At 53.5% G+C, this 18,376-nt stretch carries 19 protein-coding genes; 8 read left to right on the top strand and 11 right to left on the bottom strand.

What is annotated here, in order from left to right; genetic code table 11:
- The first annotated feature begins 93 nt into the window (after window positions 1–93).
- The 3 genes from FHS19_RS17535 to FHS19_RS17525 are packed head-to-tail and all read left to right on the top strand — an operon-like array spanning window position 94 to window position 2,533.
- The gene (locus tag FHS19_RS17535) at window positions 94–522 is read left to right on the top strand and encodes a BlaI/MecI/CopY family transcriptional regulator (RefSeq protein ID WP_221223997.1); all 429 of its coding nucleotides are present in this window, start codon (window positions 94–96) and stop codon (window positions 520–522) included.
- Window positions 523–524: 2 nt separating this feature from the next.
- Window positions 525–824, top strand: coding sequence for a M56 family metallopeptidase (locus FHS19_RS17530; protein ID WP_183583165.1), 300 nt, complete (start codon window positions 525–527; stop codon window positions 822–824).
- Complete coding sequence (locus FHS19_RS17525; protein WP_183583164.1) at window positions 821–2,533, top strand: M56 family metallopeptidase; 1,713 nt, start codon at window positions 821–823, stop codon at window positions 2,531–2,533. Before FHS19_RS17530 ends, FHS19_RS17525 begins: the two co-directional genes overlap by 4 nt.
- Window positions 2,534–2,708: 175 nt before the next feature.
- Here FHS19_RS17525 and FHS19_RS17520 read toward each other — a convergent pair whose 3' ends face one another.
- From FHS19_RS17520 to FHS19_RS17500, 5 genes are all read right to left on the bottom strand, one after another.
- Window positions 2,709–3,746: a M42 family metallopeptidase gene (locus FHS19_RS17520; protein ID WP_183583163.1), complete on the bottom strand. Its 1,038-nt coding sequence runs from the start codon at window positions 3,744–3,746 to the stop codon at window positions 2,709–2,711.
- A 36-nt stretch (window positions 3,747–3,782) separates the two neighbouring features.
- A complete protein-coding gene (locus FHS19_RS17515) occupies window positions 3,783–4,109 on the bottom strand; it encodes a LapA family protein (RefSeq protein ID WP_183583162.1) in 327 nt (108 codons plus the stop codon).
- 83 nt (window positions 4,110–4,192) lie between these two features.
- The gene (gene pepF / locus FHS19_RS17510) at window positions 4,193–5,983 is read right to left on the bottom strand and encodes an oligoendopeptidase F (protein ID WP_183583904.1); all 1,791 of its coding nucleotides are present in this window, start codon (window positions 5,981–5,983) and stop codon (window positions 4,193–4,195) included.
- Between the two features lie 200 nt (window positions 5,984–6,183).
- Window positions 6,184–6,378 (bottom strand): hypothetical protein, encoded by a 195-nt coding sequence (locus tag FHS19_RS17505; RefSeq protein ID WP_145024914.1) that lies wholly within the window; start codon window positions 6,376–6,378, stop codon window positions 6,184–6,186.
- Between the two features lie 6 nt (window positions 6,379–6,384).
- A complete protein-coding gene (locus tag FHS19_RS17500; protein ID WP_076170246.1) occupies window positions 6,385–6,618 on the bottom strand; it encodes a hypothetical protein in 234 nt (77 codons plus the stop codon).
- Window positions 6,619–6,896: 278 nt separating this feature from the next.
- On the opposite strand from FHS19_RS17500, the gene FHS19_RS17495 reads away from it, so the two are divergent.
- Window positions 6,897–7,094 carry a cold shock domain-containing protein gene (locus FHS19_RS17495; protein ID WP_068694440.1) on the top strand — a complete coding sequence of 66 codons (198 nt, stop codon included), beginning with the start codon at window positions 6,897–6,899 and terminating at the stop codon, window positions 7,092–7,094.
- Between the two features lie 164 nt (window positions 7,095–7,258).
- Here the strand turns inward: FHS19_RS17495 and FHS19_RS17490 are convergent, their stop codons facing one another.
- Window positions 7,259–8,452, bottom strand: a complete 1,194-nt coding sequence (locus tag FHS19_RS17490) for an MFS transporter (RefSeq protein WP_183583161.1) — start codon at window positions 8,450–8,452, stop codon at window positions 7,259–7,261.
- 325 nt (window positions 8,453–8,777) lie between these two features.
- Between FHS19_RS17490 and FHS19_RS17485 the strand changes: the two genes are divergently transcribed.
- Complete coding sequence (locus tag FHS19_RS17485) at window positions 8,778–9,809, top strand: tetraprenyl-beta-curcumene synthase family protein (protein ID WP_183583902.1); 1,032 nt, start codon at window positions 8,778–8,780, stop codon at window positions 9,807–9,809.
- 17 nt (window positions 9,810–9,826) lie between these two features.
- Window positions 9,827–10,795, top strand: a complete 969-nt coding sequence (pfkA, locus tag FHS19_RS17480; protein WP_183583160.1) for a 6-phosphofructokinase — start codon at window positions 9,827–9,829, stop codon at window positions 10,793–10,795.
- Window positions 10,796–10,933: 138 nt separating this feature from the next.
- Here the strand turns inward: pfkA and FHS19_RS17475 are convergent, their stop codons facing one another.
- From FHS19_RS17475 to FHS19_RS17460, 4 genes are all read right to left on the bottom strand, one after another.
- On the bottom strand, window positions 10,934–12,292 hold the full coding sequence (locus FHS19_RS17475; RefSeq protein ID WP_183583159.1) for an MATE family efflux transporter: 1,359 nt from the start codon (window positions 12,290–12,292) through the stop codon (window positions 10,934–10,936).
- Between the two features lie 141 nt (window positions 12,293–12,433).
- Window positions 12,434–13,606, bottom strand: coding sequence for a putative glycoside hydrolase (locus tag FHS19_RS17470; protein WP_183583158.1), 1,173 nt, complete (start codon window positions 13,604–13,606; stop codon window positions 12,434–12,436).
- A 339-nt stretch (window positions 13,607–13,945) separates the two neighbouring features.
- Window positions 13,946–14,140, bottom strand: coding sequence for a hypothetical protein (locus FHS19_RS17465; RefSeq protein ID WP_076170738.1), 195 nt, complete (start codon window positions 14,138–14,140; stop codon window positions 13,946–13,948).
- A gap of 187 nt (window positions 14,141–14,327) precedes the next feature.
- Entirely contained in the window at window positions 14,328–15,158 is an 831-nt protein-coding gene (locus FHS19_RS17460; RefSeq protein WP_183583157.1) for a YitT family protein, read from the bottom strand.
- Between the two features lie 317 nt (window positions 15,159–15,475).
- On the opposite strand from FHS19_RS17460, the gene cshA reads away from it, so the two are divergent.
- Complete coding sequence (gene cshA / locus FHS19_RS17455; RefSeq protein WP_246426675.1) at window positions 15,476–17,044, top strand: degradosome RNA helicase CshA; 1,569 nt, start codon at window positions 15,476–15,478, stop codon at window positions 17,042–17,044.
- A 171-nt stretch (window positions 17,045–17,215) separates the two neighbouring features.
- On the opposite strand, the gene FHS19_RS34600 is transcribed toward cshA, so the two are convergent.
- Window positions 17,216–17,335 (bottom strand): sporulation protein YjcZ, encoded by a 120-nt coding sequence (locus FHS19_RS34600; protein ID WP_204797545.1) that lies wholly within the window; start codon window positions 17,333–17,335, stop codon window positions 17,216–17,218.
- 176 nt (window positions 17,336–17,511) lie between these two features.
- Here FHS19_RS34600 and FHS19_RS17450 point away from each other — a divergent pair, with 176 nt between their 5' ends.
- Entirely contained in the window at window positions 17,512–18,345 is an 834-nt protein-coding gene (locus FHS19_RS17450) for a YesL family protein (protein ID WP_183583155.1), read from the top strand.
- Window positions 18,346–18,376 lie beyond the last annotated feature (31 nt).

Genomic DNA, 18,376 nt, shown 5'->3' with positions numbered 1-18,376 from the left:
CCTATTGTTGTGAGTGTTTTCAGCAAGCGGCATGTTTCCGGGCAAAGAACGGATTGACATCCTGGATTACGTGTGTAATATTGGATGCATGCGATGATTACAAATGTGATCATAAGAAAGGAGAATATACCGGTGAAACAACTTCCCGTCATTTCCGAGGCCGAATGGGAGGTCATGAAGGTGCTGTGGGCCGGCTCGCCGCTGACGGCGGGCGAGGTCATTGACGTTCTGGCCGGCCGCATGGACTGGAGCCCCAAGACGGTCAGAACGCTGCTGAACCGTCTCGTCACGAAAGAGGCCGCTTCGTTCGATCCGGACAGCCGCCCATACCGATACTCCCCGCTTGTCTCGGAGGAAGAATGCCAACGGGCGGAGACGAAGAGCTTTTTACAGCGCATTTACAGCGGATCCTTCAAGCCGCTGCTGGTGAACTTTCTCAAGGAGGAGAAGCTGTCGCAGGAGGAGATCGCCGAGCTGCGCAAGCTGCTGGATGATTCGGGCGGACCGGAAGGGAGGGGATGAGCGTGCCGGGAAACCTGTACCCCCTCCTGAACGATTTGTTTGACTGGATGATCCATACGACGCTGCTGGCCGGTATGATGGTGGTCCTCATTTTGCTGATGAAGCGGGTGTTCGGCAGCTGGCTGAAGCCAGGGTGGCATTATGCCTTGTGGCTGCTGTTAATTCTCCGGCTGATGATCCCGTCCGGTCCGGAAAGTTCATTCAGCATGGGAAACCTTTTTTCCATGGCAGGACCGGGAAACGCCTTGTTTGGACAGCAGGCGGCGGAAGTCCCTCCTCCGGCCAAGCGCAGACACCGGTGAAGTTGGGGGACGAGGCCGATTTATTCCCTGGCGAACTGGCGGGGAGCCATGAATTCGGAACCTCACCTCCGACGCAAAAGGATAGCGGGCTATCCGTCCGTTCGATCCTGATAACGGTCTGGCTGACCGGGGCGGCGCTCCTGCTGATCCGGCTCGTCATCGCGAACGTCCGTTACACACGGCTGCTCGGCAGACACTCCCAAGAGACAGACCCGGGGATGGTTCAAATGCTGGGAGAGGCCAAGGCCCGTATGGGCGTGAGGCGAAGCATCGGGCTGAAGCTATCGCCCGCCGTTTCCTCGCCCACGCTGTTCGGGGTGATTCGTCCGCGGATGATCATGCCGCCGGGCATGGCGGAACTGGATGAGGCGCAGCAAAAGCATATTTTTTTGCACGAATTGGCGCATGCGAAAAGATGGGACATTTTGGTGAATTGGGTTGCGCAGATTCTCCTCGCTTTTCATTGGTATAACCCGCTGCTGTGGTACGCATTTTACCGGATGCGGGAGGATCAGGAGCTGTCCGCCGATGCGCTGGCATTGAGACGGATGGATCCGAACCAAATCGCCCAGTATGGGTATACAATTCTAACGCTTTTGGAACAATACCGGACGGATGCTTATGTTCCGGGAACCGCAAGACTATCTGCTTCACGCAGGCAGCTGAGAAGGAGGATACTAATGATTAAATCGTTTAAACCGGCTTCCATCCGCTGGACGGTGATCGGTCTGGTGCTTGTGCTCGCCTTAGGCGGATGTGCCCTGACCGACGGAAAATCCACACAGGATCAGGCGTCTCCGCCGGCTGGAAGCACCAATACAGACTCGGGCACGACTCCCTCGGATGATGGTAACGGATCGAATGGGCAGAACGGGGAAGGCCAGAACGAAACCGGCGGCAAGACGGATTCCGGATCAACCGATGCCGGCAATGGTACAGGGACAGGCTCCACTACCGGTGACAGCACCGGTTCTGCGGGAAGCGGCTCGGGCACATCCGGGAACGGCAGTGCAACCAGCGGACACCAGCAGCAAATCAAGGATATCGCCACTTTAGCCAAGAAAGGCAGAGTAAAGGGCGCTGACTTTGTATCCGGCAAAACAACGATCGAGGACGTGCATAACGCATGGGGCGAGCCGGACCGGCCATGGCAGCCGACCGACCGTTACGCCTATGACTCCTACTCGCCGGGGGCGGGGCGGGGCAGCTACGCTTTTGGCATCGGGCAGGGCGAAGTGGTGTACGACATCCGTTATTTCGGATCGGGTATCGATGAGAGTACCGATCTCAGCAAAATCAGCTTCCAGGAAATCGAGAACACGTTGGGCAAACCAAGCTCCGTCAAGACGAGCGGATCGGATGACGTGCTTACCTATAAAGAAGGCGATTACGAGTTGAAATTCGTCGGGCCGCATGCCACCAAGCGCCTGGACCACATTTCGGTCTATTCGCCGAGAGCGGCCCGCTCCACCATGGGCGGCGATGCGACTGCACAATCCGGTGCAAGCGAAAGCGCCGCTTCGGCCCAGGCCCTTCGTGAGACGGCACCAATTTCCACGCAAGCGCAGGCCAATGCTCAAACAACTGCTGTCCCGGTTGAAGAAGCAGGAAACGCTTCGGCGCCCTCCGAGCAGGCAGTACCCGGCAATAGCCGGGTTTCGGCTTCCGGCCCTGTACAGGCAGCCGCCCCTGCCGGCGGACGACGCTGATACAGACGCCTCCCTGGCGGGCGGATCGAGATTTCGCATAGTGTGACAAATCAATGTATACACGCTGCTGATATCGGGATCAGCAATATACAGAACAAACCGGCTGTCCAAATGGACAGCCGGTTTGGCTTTGATGGGCGTGAGCCCGGGATACGGCTGATGGAACGGCTCGGCGTTACCCGCGAATATAAGCCGCAAGCAGCTTGACCGTATTCAGCACCGCCTGCTTGTGGGTGCGCTCCATCGCGTGGGAGGCGTGAACGCCCGGCCCGATCAGCGCGGCGCGAATGTTATTCCCGCCGGACAGGGCGGCGGAAGCGTCCGAGCCGTAGTGTGGATACACGTCCACGGCGTAAGGAATGCCTTCAGCCTTGGCCAGCTCGATCAGCCGGCTCGTCATATCATAGTCGTACGGCCCGGAAGAATCCTTCGCGCAGATCGAGACGTCGGTCTCCTTGCAGCTGAGGTCGTCGCCGATGCAGCCCATGTCCACAGCGATCATTTCATCGATATCCGAAGGAATATAGGCGGTGCCGTGTCCGACTTCCTCGTAATTGGAGATCAGCAGCTTCACATTGGTGGACGGTTTCCAATTTTCCCGTTTCATCGACTCCAGCAGGCCGAACAGCGCCGCGACGCTGGCTTTGTCATCGATATGACGGGACTTGATATAGCCGCTGTCCGTAATCGTCGCTCTCGCATCGAAGGAGACGAAGTCGCCGACCGCGATGCCCAGCTTCAGCACGTCTTCCTTGGATTCCACCAGCTCGTCGATGCGGACTTCCATATGGTCCTCCTGGCGTTTGAAATCGCGCGCGTCGCTATAGACATGCACCGATGGATGGGTGCTTAGGATCGTGCCGGTATAAGTCTTGCCGCTGCGCGTATGGATGACACAGTATTCGTTCTCGATGCTGTGCATCATGAATCCGCCGACAGACGTCAGCCGCAGCGTGCCCGAAGGCTTGACCGCTCTGACCATTGCCCCAAGGGTATCCACATGGGCGCTCAGTGCGACCGTGCGGGAAGGATCCTCGCCCTGCACCTCCAGAATCGCCCCGCCTTTATGATTCCGGGTCAGCGGAATGCCCAGGCTTGCGGCTTCCTCCTCAATGAACTTCATGATGTGTCCCGTATATCCCGTAGGGCTCGGCGTATCGAGCAGCTTTTTCAAAAAGGTTAAAACGTATTGCTCATTTGGTTGTATCGACATGTTCACGGTTCCCCTCCGTTTGATATTGCATTCCCGTTATAACGGCTTCGTCCCGGCCTCATCCTCAGAGACCGCCTTGTTTGCGGCAGGGTCCGGGAAGGTATACCCCGTTTCGGCTTGGACCTGAGCCAGCTGGACCGAGAGATGCTTGACCGTTTTCTGAAGTTTGTACTGCCTGAAAATTCCGTAGGATCCGACGATGATCCCGCCGATCAGCGTACATCCGAGAATGAGCAGAATCAGCGGAATGTTCACCTCGGCAAACATAAAGTTGACCTTTACGGGATCGACGTTGATCACGGCAAAAATCGCGGTGAGCAGCGCAAACAGAAGCCCGAATATGAGTGACCACTGCATTTTCACTTTTGAAAACACCCTCTCCGGCAGACAGTAGAAAAATCCCCCGCCCCGCGGGCAAGGGATTATGATAAGCCTGGCCGTTCAACTTATTTTGTCAGCTGTTCCATTTGCTCGATAATGCTCTCGAAGACGCTCATCGCTTCGCGGACCGGCTGCGGCGAAGACATGTCGACTCCGGCTTTCTTCAGAATATTGATCGAGAAGTCGCTGCCTCCGCTCTTCAGGAAGCCGAGGTAACGGTCGACGGCCGGCTGGCCTTCTTCCAAAATCTGCTTCGAGAAGCTGGTCGCCGCCGAGAAGCCCGTGGCGTATTTGTACACGTAGAAGCTGGTGTAGAAATGGGGGATGCGAGCCCATTCCATCTCGATATCCTTATCAACGACCATGTCCTTGCCGTGGTATTTCACATTCAGGTCATAGTAGATCTCCGACAGCGCCTGAGGCGTCAATGCTTCGCCCTGCTCCGCGCGTTCGTGAACGAGTTTCTCGAATTCGGCGAACATCGTTTGGCGGAACACCGTCGTCCGGAACTGGTCGGCATAATAGGTCAGCAGGTACATTTTTTCCTTCGGATCGGTCGATTTCTTGAGCAGGTAGTCCATCAGCAGCGCTTCGTTGGTCGTGGAGGCCACTTCCGCCAGGAAAATCGTATACTGCGCATCGCGGTATTTCAGAGCGTTGTCGGAATAATAGGAATGCAGCGCATGACCCATCTCGTGCGCCAAGGTGAACATGCTGTTCAGGTTCTCCTTGTGGTTCAGCAGCACATAAGGGTGCGTGCCGTAGGCGCCCCAGCTGTATGCGCCAGTGCGCTTGTTCTCATTTTCATATACGTCGATCCATCCGTTGTCAAAGCCTTCCTGCAGGGAAGCCAGATAGTCTTTGCCGAGCGGCTTCAAGCCTTCGGATACGGTCTTTTTCGCTTCTTCATACGTAATGTCCATTTTGTATTCGTCGACAAGCGGGGCAAACAGATCGTACATATGCAGCTCATCCACGCCCAGCAGCTTCTTGCGCAGGTTCATGTAGCGGTGCAGCAGAGGCAGGCTTTCATGGATGGTGTCGATCAGGTTCGTGTACACTTCCTTCGGAATGTTGTCGCCGTAGAGAGACATCTCCAGCACGGAAGGGTACTTGCGGACATTGGCGTAGAACATGTTCTTGTTGACATTGGCGCTCAGTGTGGACGCGATCGTGTTCTTTTGCTTGGCGTACGTTTCGTACACCGCTTTGAACGCCCGTTCGCGGACTTCACGGTTCGGGTTCTCCAGGAACTGGATGTAACTGCCGTGAGTCAGCTCAACTTCCTTGCCGTTCTCGTCCTTGATTTTCGGAAATTTAAGATCGGCATTGTTCAGCATCCCGTAGATTGTCTGCGGTGCCTGGGACAGGTTGCCGACCTGGGCCAGCAGCGCTTCTTCCGCTTTGGACAGGACATGCGCTTTCTCGCGCTTCATTTCGGTCAGCGTAAATTTGTATTCGGCAAGCTGCGGGTCGGCAATGAATTCGTCCAGCTTGCTGTCCGGCAGCGACAAAATTTCCGGCGTGATGAAGGAGAGGGCTTCGCCCACCTGTACGCTCATTTTTTTGGCTTTGGCCGAAAGGGCCTGGTATGTAGAGTTGGCTGTATCTTCGTCGTGATGCAGGTGAGCGTACACGTATAGGCGTTCCGTCTTCAGCGAGATTTCATCCTCCAGGGCGAAGCAGTCCTTCACCGCTGCCGCATTGTTCAGTTTGCCTTGGAAATCCCCGGCCTTTTTCACTTCCTTCTGAAGCTCGGCATACGTTTCGTCCCAGGCCTGCTGGCTGGCGAACAGGTCCTCAATCTTCCATTGGTGCTCGGCGGGTACTTCTGAACGTTTAGGTAATTGTTCCATCGGAATCCTCCTTGACTGTTGGGTTAATATGAATCGGGCTCCGTGTGAAGAAGCCGCAGGAGGAACAAACAGGACCGAGAGCATGCTGATGGCGACGGCAAGCTTCAGGGTCTTCGAGTATTTCACGAAAGGGGGCCTCCTCTGACGGTCTGTCTTGAAGAAATATACCCCTTAGTATGACCTTACCCGAAAAAGATTATTTATCCTCCATTAGGGCTGGAACCCATGGTAAGCAAATTGTATACAATAAGGAAAAAGGCAACCAGGATCATGATGAGGGCGAAGATGGCCATGCCGCGCTTCAGCTTCGGCGGGATCGTATCCTTCTTCATGATCAAGACTGCGCCTAAACAGAAGGCCAAAATAACAAAGACCAGGACGCTGCCGTATTCCATCCTGAATTATACCTCTTTAAACGCATTCATGATTTGACGCCACTCATCCTCGTTGCCCTGGTAATCTTCCTTCGGAAAGCGGTTGTTCACCCATTGCATCATGGCCGGCCGGCTCATAAAGGTGTGGGTCTCTTCGCCCCATTGATCGGAAATTTCCCGCAGGACGATGTAGCGGCCCTGGACTTCGACAGTCATCATGTTCCATTTGTCTTTTTTGTATATTTCATGTTTTTTGATCATGTCGTATTCTCCGTTTGGTCTTTTGGTAAAATGATACCGCAGAGGCTTGTGTAAAAGCAAATAAGAAAAACGTCATCGATGCATAATTTATTGAAGACAGACCGCGTATAGCGGAAGTTTTTCTTGCGACAACGGAATGGTTCAGCATGGATGAGATTGACAAATACCGTTCCTTAAAAAGAAGCTTCGGACGAAAAAGAGCGATTGCATTGTCAAAGGCCATGAAGTATAATGTATTTATTCGCCATAGATGGCGGTATTTTTAGGAGGTTGTTCATTTGAAAGGTACAGTTAAATGGTTTAACGCAGAAAAAGGCTATGGCTTTATCCAAGTTGAAGGCGGCGAGGACGTATTCGTACATTTCTCCGCAATCCAAGGAGACGGCTTCAAAACTTTGGACGAAGGTCAAGAAGTTGAATTCGAAATCACTGAAGGCAACCGTGGCCCTCAAGCTGCTAACGTAATCAAATTATAAGATTGACTCCGGTAACGGATTTCTTATAAGTTTTGGTTAACAAATTGCTTATTGTGCACAGTTCTCATGCGGGGACTGTGCTTTTTTGTCTTTATATATTTTTGTGAAAAAGAGAAGCCCGTTTTCTTCCGTTCTCCGCGGTTAGAAAATGGGCTTTTTTGGGGTTACATCTTTCGGCTGTCCATCGATGCGCCCGGAGCCTTGGCATTTCCGAGCAGGTGTCTCGCCAAAAAGCCGGCACAGGCGGCCAAAGCCAGCCCTGCGGCGATGAAATAGAAAGTTGTGCGCCCGGCCTGCTCATACAGAACGCCGCCGAACGTTCCGCTGACGAGCCCGGCTGCGCTCGACCATACGATCGTAAACAGCGCAAGTCCCGTTGCCCGGAATTCATCCGGAATGATCCGGGTGATGTAGCGGACCGCCGTCACGTAGTAGATGCCGAAGGTCACACTGTGCAAGGTCTGTACCGCGATGACCGATCCGGGGTGTTCCGCGATCGACATCAAGAAGAAGCGCAGTGCGAACATCAGTGCAGCCAGAGCGAGGAGCGGCAGTTCCTTGAAACGCTCTCCGAAGCGGCTGAGCAGAAAGAAAACCGGAATTTCACTGAGAGCCGCCGCCAGCAGGGACCAGCCGATCAGCCCCTCACTTGCGCCCATGCTTTTGAGCGTCAGCGTCAGGAACGCTTCATTCATCCGGTAGGGGAGGGCCAGGCAGAACACGCCTGCGAAGAACCACAGCACTTCCTTTTGCCGGAGCACGTTCCACAGGCCCTTCCATTCCATCTTCTGACCGTTCGTTTTGACGCCGTCCCTGAGCCTTGTGGCGAGCAGGAGGCAGGCCCCCGCAATGAGGATGGCCAGAAGCAGCGCCCGGGAAATACCAACGTTGGCGAGGATATAGCCGATGGACAAGGCGAAGAAGGCGTAACCGATCGAACCGAAGACCCGGATGACGATAAAATTTTTCCCGTGCCTCTGGGCGGTCTGGATCGACATCGTATCCGACAGCGGAAATACCGGATAGTAGAAAAAGTAAAAAACCGTAATCAACGCGAATACCGCATAAAAGGAGGAGGTGGCCGACAGGAGCAGCCCCATGCCGAGCTGTCCGGCGAACAGCAGGAGCATGATCTTTTTGGTTGTCCGGTAGCGGTCGCTCGCCATGCTCCAGAACATGTTGGAGAAGATGGAGATGAAGGGGCCGACGGCGTACAGATAGCCGACCTGCGAGCTGCTGAAGCCGAGGTGGCTGAAGTAAAGCTGGAAGTAGGAGGCGACCAGGACGCTGGTCCCATAGATGGTAAAGGTGAATGCCCTTTGCCAATTGACGTCTGGCGTCGATTGTTCTAGTTTCATGATCAATACCCCGATGTTTTGTGATTTTTGTGCAAAAAGTCACCCTGCCGCATGGTGCCGACCGCTATACTATAGATGAGCATATGCTGCTGCGGTGGAATCTTTCAGCTTACCTTTTCGAGGAGATCCCGGCACACTCCTTTAATTGGACACATATTGTTGTGAAAAAAGGGAGGATTCATGCACGGTTTATTTGTGCAAATTCCAGGACCATATTATAATAAAGGACATTAGGATCGATACAAGTAGACAACAATGTGGAGGCACCGTCTTGAATGTAAATGGGCAAACTCGATATCAAGTTCCCCGGAATCCTGTCAGTTTAATGAGCCGGGTGTACAAGCATATATTGCCGGAAGTGCGAAAAGAACTGGACGGATGGCGGAGGAAGGCAGGGAACATCCCTGATCCCGAGCTGAGAAAGCAAGCCTTGGCGAGTATAGAGACGAAACAATTTCACTGTGAGGGCGGAGGCATCTACGCCGCCGTTCCGCTGCCGGAGCGGCTTATACTTACCAAGCTCATCGTGGCCTATCAGACGATCAGCGACTATCTGGATAACCTGTGTGACCGCAGCACATCCATGGAAGCCGAAGATTTCCGCCTGCTTCACCAATCGATGCTGGATGCGATCGACCCGGCGGCTGAACCTGTCAATTACTATGCACTTCGTCAGGAGCAAAATGACGGAGGTTATTTGCATGGGTTGGTGACAACCTGCCAAAGCTGCATACGCCAGCTGCCCGGCTACGCTGCCGCGATGCCCTTTATCCGGGATTTAGCGGGCCTGTATACCGACCTGCAGGTTTACAAGCACATCAAACCGGAGTTAAGGGAACCGGCGCTGCTTGCGTGGTGGGAGCTGCATCGTGAACGGACTCCCCAGCTTCAGTGGAACGAGTTCGCCGCGGCAACCGGTTCGACTTTGGGCGTGTTTATGCTCTTTCTGGCCGCAAGCGACCGCAATTTGAGCAGCACTGCCGCCGCCTCCATTCATGCGTCATATTTTCCACATGTTTGCTGTCTGCATATTATGCTGGATTACCTGATTGATCAGGAAGAGGATCGGCTTGGCGGAGACCTCAATTTTTGCAATTACTATGAGAGCCCCGAAGTCATGCTGGACCGGATTGCCTTTATTGTGGAATCGGCCCGGAAGGATGTTGCGGCCATCCCGGTGCCCCCGTTCCATCGGATGATCATTGAGGGGCTGCTGGCAATCTATTTATCCGATCCCAAAGTCAGCGAGCAGCAGGAAGTTCGCTCCGTATCCAAACGTTTGATGAAGGGAAGCCCGCTAACCCGCTTATTCTTCTTCTTCAACAGCCGGTGGATCCGCAAGCATTTGTACGAGTGATAAGAGGAGGAAATAACATGGCAGTCAAAAAAATCGCAATATTAACCAGTGGCGGAGATTCGCAAGGGATGAACGCAGCCGTACGCGCCGTCGTACGCAGCGGCTTGTATCACGGACTTGAGGTTTACGGCATTCAGCGCGGGTATCACGGCCTGCTGAACGACGACATCTTTTCGATGGATCTGCGCAGCGTGGGCGATATTATCCAGCGCGGCGGCACCATTCTCCAATCGGCACGCTGCAAGGAATTCATGACGCCGGAAGGCCAGCAGAAGGGTGCGGACATCCTCCGCAAGCACGGAATCGACGGCCTGGTCGTTATCGGCGGCGATGGCTCATACCAGGGCGCCAACAAGCTCAGCAAGCTCGGTATCAATACCATGGCACTGCCTGGAACGATCGATAACGATATCGCGTTTACGGACTACACCATCGGATTCGATACGGCCGTCAGCATCGTCGTTGACGCGGTGAATAAGCTGCGCGATACCATGTCCTCGCACGAACGGTCCTCGATTGTGGAAGTCATGGGAAGACACTGCGGGGATATCGCTCTGCATGCGGGCCTCGCATCGGGCGCGGAGACGATTCTCGTGCCGGAAATGCCGCATGACATGGATGAAATTACGGAGCGGATGAAGCAGAACTTTGCCCATGGCAAACGGCACAGTATCGTGCTCGTGGCCGAAGGTGTGGGAAGCGGGGAAGAGGTTGCCAAGGCACTGACCGACCGCTGCCCGACTCTGGAACCGCGGGTAACGGTGCTTGGACATATCCAGCGCGGCGGAACCCCGACTCCGGCGGACCGGAATCTTGCGAGCCGGCTGGGTGATTTTGCGGTACGCATGTTGATCGAGGGCGAGTCCGACAAGGCTTGCGGCATCATGAAAGGCGAACTCGTGCTGACGGATATCGATAAAGTTGTCAATACGAAGAAGGAATTTAACCGGGAGCTGTATGAGCTCGCTTCACGGCTTTCGCAATAAACATAACGGTACACAGACAAGGCGCTGCGGGTTTTAACCCTGCAGCGCCTTTTTGTGGTGAATCGGAATGGGGAGCGGTAGGCCGGTTTCGCTTGCACAAACCAAGATTCAGCAGCCGCTCGGGGGGAACCCGGGCGGTTACGCTTGCTTGGGGGCAGCGAACCGCCGCTGGATCTTAACGAGCCGTCCGAGCAGAAGTGCCGCGCCGACCGCGAGCCCTGTTATCAGGCCGACCCAATAGCCGTAGGCCCGAAGCGGAGTGAACTCGGCCAGCAGGTAGCCGACGGGAAGACCGATGACCCAATACGAAATAAACGTAATGATAAATGCCGGATTGACGTCTTTATATCCGCGCAGTACGCCCTGGACCGGGGTGGCTACGGCATCGGAGATCTGGAAGAAAATCGCATAGATCAGAAAATGCTGAATCAGTTCGATCACATGGCTTTCCTCCGAATAAAATCCGGCGACATAACGTCCGGCTACGAGCAGAACGACGGCGGTAATCAGCGAGAGGCCCACAGCGGTGGAAATCCCCAGCCTGCTGTATTGTCTGGCGTCCCGCAGCCGGCCCGCCCCGTTCTCGTAGCCGACCAGAATGGTGAGCGCCATGCTGAAGCTGAGCGGAATCATATAGAGCGTGGACGCAAAATTCATTGCTGCCTGATGGGCTGCGATCGTCACCGTATCGAAGCTGCTCATCAGCAGGGTGACAGCGGAGAATACCCCGGTTTCAAAAAAGATGGAGAAGCCGATCGGCACCCCGATCTTCAGCAGCTCCTTCCACACGGAGAGCGATATGCCGTACAGCTTCCGGAAGATGCCGTAATCGGTGAACGGATGGAGCCGGTGGATAAATAGAATCGCAATCAAGAACACGCACCAATAAGTAATGGCAGAAGAGATTCCCGCGCCTGCGCCTCCCAAGCGGGGGAACCCCCAGTTGCCGAAGATGAGCAGGTAATTGCAGCCGACGTTAATCGGCAGCGAGATCAGCGTGATCATCATGGAAATCCGGGTCTGGCCCAGGGCGTCGATGTAGCTTCGCAGGACGGTGTAACCGAACATCGGCACGATACCGATGGACAGATAGCTTAAGAAGCGGAAAGCGATGTCCCGGACATTCCCCTCCAGGTTCATCCCGTCCAAAATAACGGGAAGCAGCAGCGAACCGATTCCAAGGATCACAAGGGCCAGCAATATAGCGAGATACAGGCCCTGTATGACGTGATACGCTACCTTATTGCGGCTGCCGCCGCCGAGCAGATGCGACACGATCGGGGTCATGCCCATCAGAATACCGCTCAGGCCGGTCTGCAGCGGGATCCACAGGCTTGTGCCGATCGCCACGCCGGCGAGATCGGCCGAGCTGGCCCGGCCGGACATGTTGGTATCGAAAAACGTAATCGCGGACAGCGCGATTTGCGTGACCAGAATGGGCAGCAGGATGACGAGAAACTGCATCGTTTTTTGCTTGAGCGACATGGTTGTTTTCATAATGAAATGAGCCTCACAGATATCTGGAATTCTGACATAAAGGTGACAAGACTATTATTGTAAACCATGGCACACCGGTTTGAACAGAGCTCTATCCAAATAAATAAAACCCGGCGAAGACACGCCGGGATAAGACAAGGTCTATTTGTACGCTACGCCTTGGGAATACCTGTTGGAAGCGTTCCACAGCAAGTATTCGTTCACGCCGGCGTCTTTTAAGGCGCGGATCTGATCCTCTACCTGCTGCTTGCCGTACTTCTCGTAATGGCCGCTACCGAGCCAGCTGGCGGTAAAATCCTGAATCCACGGGCGGATGATGGGCTTGCGGTCTTTGAGCGGGTCCAGTTTTTTGTGGGTATCGGCCATAGAGCCCTTGATCGTCTTGTAAGGCTCCTTGTCCGGATCCTCGGCGCCGAACCAGCCGGTCGTGTAGTGGCTCGGATACACCATCGGACTGATGACGTCCACGTTTTCGGAGATTTTGCCAAAATCCTGACCGATCCCTTCCGCGGCCGGAACGGACGCCGCATAGCCGAATATGTCCACCGACACGCGAATGCCGAGAGGGGCCAGCTGCTTGCGGGCATATTGGACGAACTCTGCGACCGTATCCACGCGGGACTTTTCGTTCTTGACGTATTTCAGCGTATCGGCACGCTTCTCAAATCCTTCCGGGAACCGTACATAATCGAATTGAACTTCTTTAAAGCCTAGCTTGGCCGCTTCCTTGGCAATCGCGATGTTATAATCCCATACTTCCTTGCTGTACGGGTTGACGAAGCTGTCGCCTTTGCCGTTCTCCCAGAGGGTCCCGTCCGGATTTTTGAACGACAGATCCGGCCGCTTTTTGGCAAGGACCGTATCCTTGAATACGACCACCCGGGCGATAGGGTATACCTTATGTTTGTTCAGGCGCTGCATGAGCCGGTTGATATCGGGAATAAACGACTGCGGTTTGCCCATCTGCTTCAACGTGGCATTGTCCGTCTGATAAGTTATGTATCCTGCATCGTCTTTGATGTCGACCACCATCGCGTTCAAATCGGTTTTATCGGTGAGATCCAGCAGCTGATTCATGCGTGAACCGCCTGCACTGTAAGCGGTAACGTAAATCCCTTTAACCTTGGGGGCGGTGACCTGCGGATCTACCTTGACGGGCGGATGGTCTGCGCTGACCGGGACGCCTTGTTGGGATGCGATCATAGCGGAATGAACGGTTGCCTTGAACAATTGACTTAACGGATGATTGCTGTCCTGCTGCGGATGCCCGGCACTGCTGCCGAGCAACAGCAGCAGCGCCCAAATAATATTCATAATACTCTCTCCCCTTGAATGACTTTACAAGTCAATTATATCGGAACGACCTCCTGTTTGGTGCAACAGCTTTGTAATCATTTGGCGAAGGCCGTGCGGTTGGACGCCTTCTCTTTTTTTAAACGAATCGGCTTGGAATCAAACGGCTCCCCTCTTCCGTAGGGTTACCACCGGGATGCTTAAATACTTGCGGGAAAAGCGACTTCCAACATTTTGACAAAAATTGTGGTTCCCATGCATCAAGCCGATTCAGGGCCAAATAAAAATGCCATCCGCATTGCCGCCGAAGCGGCCATTCGCGAATGGCATGTTATTCAAGCACTTGCTACTTGCTATAAATCAGTGAAGCAGCGCTGAGCTCTGATGTTCACAGATGCTGTACTGGATGATCTCCATGGCATCTTCTTGTTCCAGAATGCTAAGTCCGTCCCGCAGCACAATGAGGGAATTCAGTTCATTTTGCTTCAAGAATGGCATCATATCCGGGAACCATTTCATGACGATTTGGGACAACTTTACCGTTTCCATTTCCATTTCCACAAAAATCACCCTTTCCTCCTTCGAATCTTCACAGTCAGATGATCCAACGCAAGGCGAATCGGAAAAGCGTTTTAGTGCTTTGGGAAATTTGGGTCGATCCTAATCTCATGGAACTATTGTAGGAAGCGCGCACTATTAATATACCACATTTGGCTTTTTTTTTACACAGCGCATACAAAAATCAGCTTCTGCGGAAGGAACCCATGACGCCGACGGTCTCGACAATGTTGACGAACGCCTTGGGGTCGGTCTGCTTGATGATGCGCTTCAGCTCGGCCAGCTCATACCGGGTGGTGACGGTCATCAGCATATCCTTTTCCACATTGGAAAAAGCGCCCTGCGTCTTGATCTTAGTTACGCCGCGCGGCCGCTCCAGCAGCAGGTGCAGAAGGGCGTCCGTCTCGTTCGTGATGATGTATACCGTGACTTTGAAATGGCTGACATGAATCATGTCCACGACCTTGCCTGTGACGAAGATGGAAACGATGGAGGCGAGCGCCAAGTTCCAATTGCCCTGTAAGTAACCGGCTGCGAGGATGACGACCCCATTCATGGCCACCAGGATGTTTCCGATCGGGAAGTCGCGGTAACGGGTAACGATCGACCCGATAATATCGAATCCGCCTGATGAGCCCCCGGCCCGGAACGAAATGCCTGCGCCGATCCCGACAAGTACACCGCCGAATACCGCGGCCAGCAGCGTATCGGACACGAGGGCCGTTTCGGGGACTACCGCGATCAGCCACGTCGTGGCGACGACCGACAGAATGCTCAAAATAATAAAACGTTTGCCGAGCTGGAACCAGCCGGCGACAAGCATCGGTATGTTAAACACGAAATAAAGAACGCTGAGACTGATCGGTGTAAAATAATTCACGAGCATGGACAGGCCGGACACGCCCCCGCTCAGCAAATGAAGCGGAACGAGGAATAAATTGAACCCGCAGGCAATAAAAGCCGCACCAAGAACCACAACCACATACTTCCAAATATTTTTGAGCTCCAAGCTCATCACCTCATTATGTAATTTTCTGCAAGACGTTTGAAAGTTGTTTCAGCTTGACTGGTGTTTGTAATTTGGTTTGTGATATAATGTATTAGATGTTCTTGAGTACGGTTGTACAATAGTATTATTTTGCATTGTTTCAGGAGAATAATTACCGTTTACTAAATTCTGTAGGCTGTTTTGTTTGCCCGGATAAACGCTATAGAGAATCGAAGCCATGAAAAGTTTGATCGAAGTTTGGCTACCCTATATAATGTTTACCGCTACTTAAGAATACAGACAAGATTGTGGTATGTCCACTTTATAGAAGGAGTATGAAAAAATTGAAAAATTTCGCAGAATTAGGCCTCGAACCAAAGGTATTGCAGGCCATTACGGAGCTTGGATTTGAGGAAGCGACACCGATTCAGGCACAATCCATTCCGATCGCGATGAGCGGACGGGACATGATTGGCCAAGCACAGACGGGTACAGGCAAAACCGCTGCCTTTGGTATTCCGCTGATTAATAAAATCTCCAAAGATACGGATAAAATCGTCGCCCTCATTATGACACCTACCCGGGAGCTTGCGATTCAGGTCGCGGAGGAAATCGGAAAATTGACCCGTTTTAAGGGAATTGGCTCGCTGCCGATTTACGGTGGTCAAGACATCGGACGCCAGATCCGCGCGCTGAAGAAGAAGCCCCAAATTATTATCGGCACGCCAGGCCGTTTGCTTGACCACATTAACCGCAAAACGATCCGCCTGGACGACGTCGAAACCGTCATTTTGGACGAAGCCGACGAAATGCTGGATATGGGCTTCATGGAGGATATCCAGACGATCCTGAAGCTGGTACCGGAAGAACGCCAAACGATGCTGTTCTCCGCTACGATGCCGCCGAACATTCAGAAGCTGGCCCAGCAATTTTTGAAAAATCCGGAGCATGTTTCCGTCATTCCGAAACAAGTCAGCGCACCGCTGATCGACCAAGCTTATATCGAGGTGCCGGAACGCCAGAAGTTCGAAGCGCTCAGCCGCTTGATCGATATGGAATCTCCGGAGCTCGCCATCGTTTTCGGACGCACGAAGCGCCGTGTCGACGAGCTGGCTGAAGCTCTGCAGAAGCGCGGATATTCCGCGGACGGCCTGCATGGGGACCTGTCCCAGAACCAGCGCGACGCCGTAATGCGCAAATTCCGTGACGGAAGCATCGATGTGCTGGTAGCTACAGACGTTGCGGCCCGCGGCCTTGACGTATCCGGCGTTACCCACGTCGTGAACTTTGACCTTCCGCAGGATCCGGAGAGCTATGTGCACCGGATCGGACGTACCGGCCGTGCCGGCAAAGAAGGAACCGCATGGACCTTCGTTACTCCGCGCGAGATGGATCACCTGCACCTGATCGAACGCGTAACCCGCCACCGGATTCCACGCAAGCCGCTCCCTACGCTGGCCGAAGCCATCGAAGGCAAACAGCGCGTGACGGCAGAAAGATTGCTTGAAACCGTGGAAAAGGGCGAATTGAATGAATACAAAGGGCTAGCCATCCAACTGCTGGAGCAGTACGACTCCGTGCAGCTGCTGTCTGCGGCATTGAAGATGCTGACAGGCGAGAAGAAGGATTCGGATATCCAGCTGACGCCGGAAGACCCGATCCGCGTCAAGCGCCGGCAAAGCGGTAAGCCGGACCTGCGCAGCGGACGGAAACCGTCCGGCGGCTACCGCGGCGGCAACAGCGGCAGCCGTAGCGGCGGAGGATACAACCGTGACCGCGGCGACGGACGCGGCGGCTACAGCAAGAGCTACAGCGGACGCGGGGATTCGTACCGTGGCGACCGTAAACCGCGCACAAGCAGCAGCGGAGAGGGACGCCGTACGACGAAACGCGAAGATTCTTACGAGAAGTAAAAAAATAAAGAGGCGAAGTGCCGCGTGCACTTCGCCTCTTTTTTTCATGATTATAGAATGTATTCATTTCTGCGAAGCTGAACCATTCTATAATCGCGAGAAAAACTTCCGCTTAAGCGTTCTGTCTTCGTACGAATGTACGTCGACAGGCGTTTTTCTTATATCATCAAATTACCAGATGAATGCACGAGTGATGATAACGAGCAGGATGAACAGCACCAGAATGGCGCCTGTGGAACCAAACATGCCGGCACCGCAACCATAACCAACTCCGCCTACAGCATGAGACATTGATCATAACCTCCTTCGAAAAGTTAAACTCTTTTGGATTACGGTGTATCTTATGACGGTTATCGCCCGCATGTATAGACCAACACCCAGATGCCGGAAATTAGGCTCTGGCAATGTATGTCCCTAATGCGGTATTATTAAGGTACAGGCATGTTAGTGGAGGAGGAGACTTTTACTTGGAATTCAAAGGTGCAATGGGTGGGATTTACAAAATTACAGAGTGGATTACCCGGATTGCTTACAGCAATATTTTGTGGATGCTGTGTTCGATACCATTCTTCTTTTTTCTGGTAACGAAGCTGCTGGTAACGGGGGCTAACGAGTCGCTGCAGATGAACTGGGCCATGGGAATCGTGGCACCGTTTACATTGTTCCCTGCAACGGCGGCGCTGTTTGCGGTGGTGCGCAAATGGGTGATGGGCGATACCGATATTAAAATTTTCAGCACCTATTTCAGAGCGTACAAGGAAAACTACAAACAAAGCATGCTCGGCGGTATTTTCTACGTGCTGCTGCTTGTCATTATGATGGTGGATTATACGGTCTATATGACCCAGTTCCGCAATATGCAGCTGATCGGGATTGTGATGCTGATCCTGCTGATCGTCCTGTTCCTGTCGATGTTCAACTTTTTCTCGATGATTGTTCATTATCATATGTCCATCGGACAGATTTTGAAGAATGCAGTTCTGATTACGATCATCCGGCCTTTCCGCGTGCTCGCTACCGTGCTCGGGAGTGCGGTTGTCCTGTTTATCGGGTCTAAGTATCCTGCGCTGATCTTTTTCTTTGGCGGAAGCGTTATCGCGCTGTGGGCGTTTTTCAACTTCTACGGCACCTACATGAAGATGCAAGAGCAAGCGGAGCGCCTCAAACAGAAAGAAGAAGAGGCACAGCAGGAAGCCGCTGACGCGGAAGATTCCGCAAGTCTGCCGGGCGATCCGGACAAGATAGATGAATGGCGTGAAGAAAGCGTTTCGAATGGCGATGAGCCGGGTAAAAGAAACTAAGCCAGCAAGCGATATTTTCTTCTGAATTTTT

Origin of the sequence: Paenibacillus rhizosphaerae, assembly GCF_014192015.1 — a bacterium.
In the GTDB taxonomy this organism is placed as follows: domain Bacteria; phylum Bacillota; class Bacilli; order Paenibacillales; family Paenibacillaceae; genus Paenibacillus_AQ; species Paenibacillus_AQ rhizosphaerae.
The sequence above is the reverse complement of the archived record's forward strand: the minus strand, read 5'-3'. Positions and strand labels throughout refer to the sequence as shown.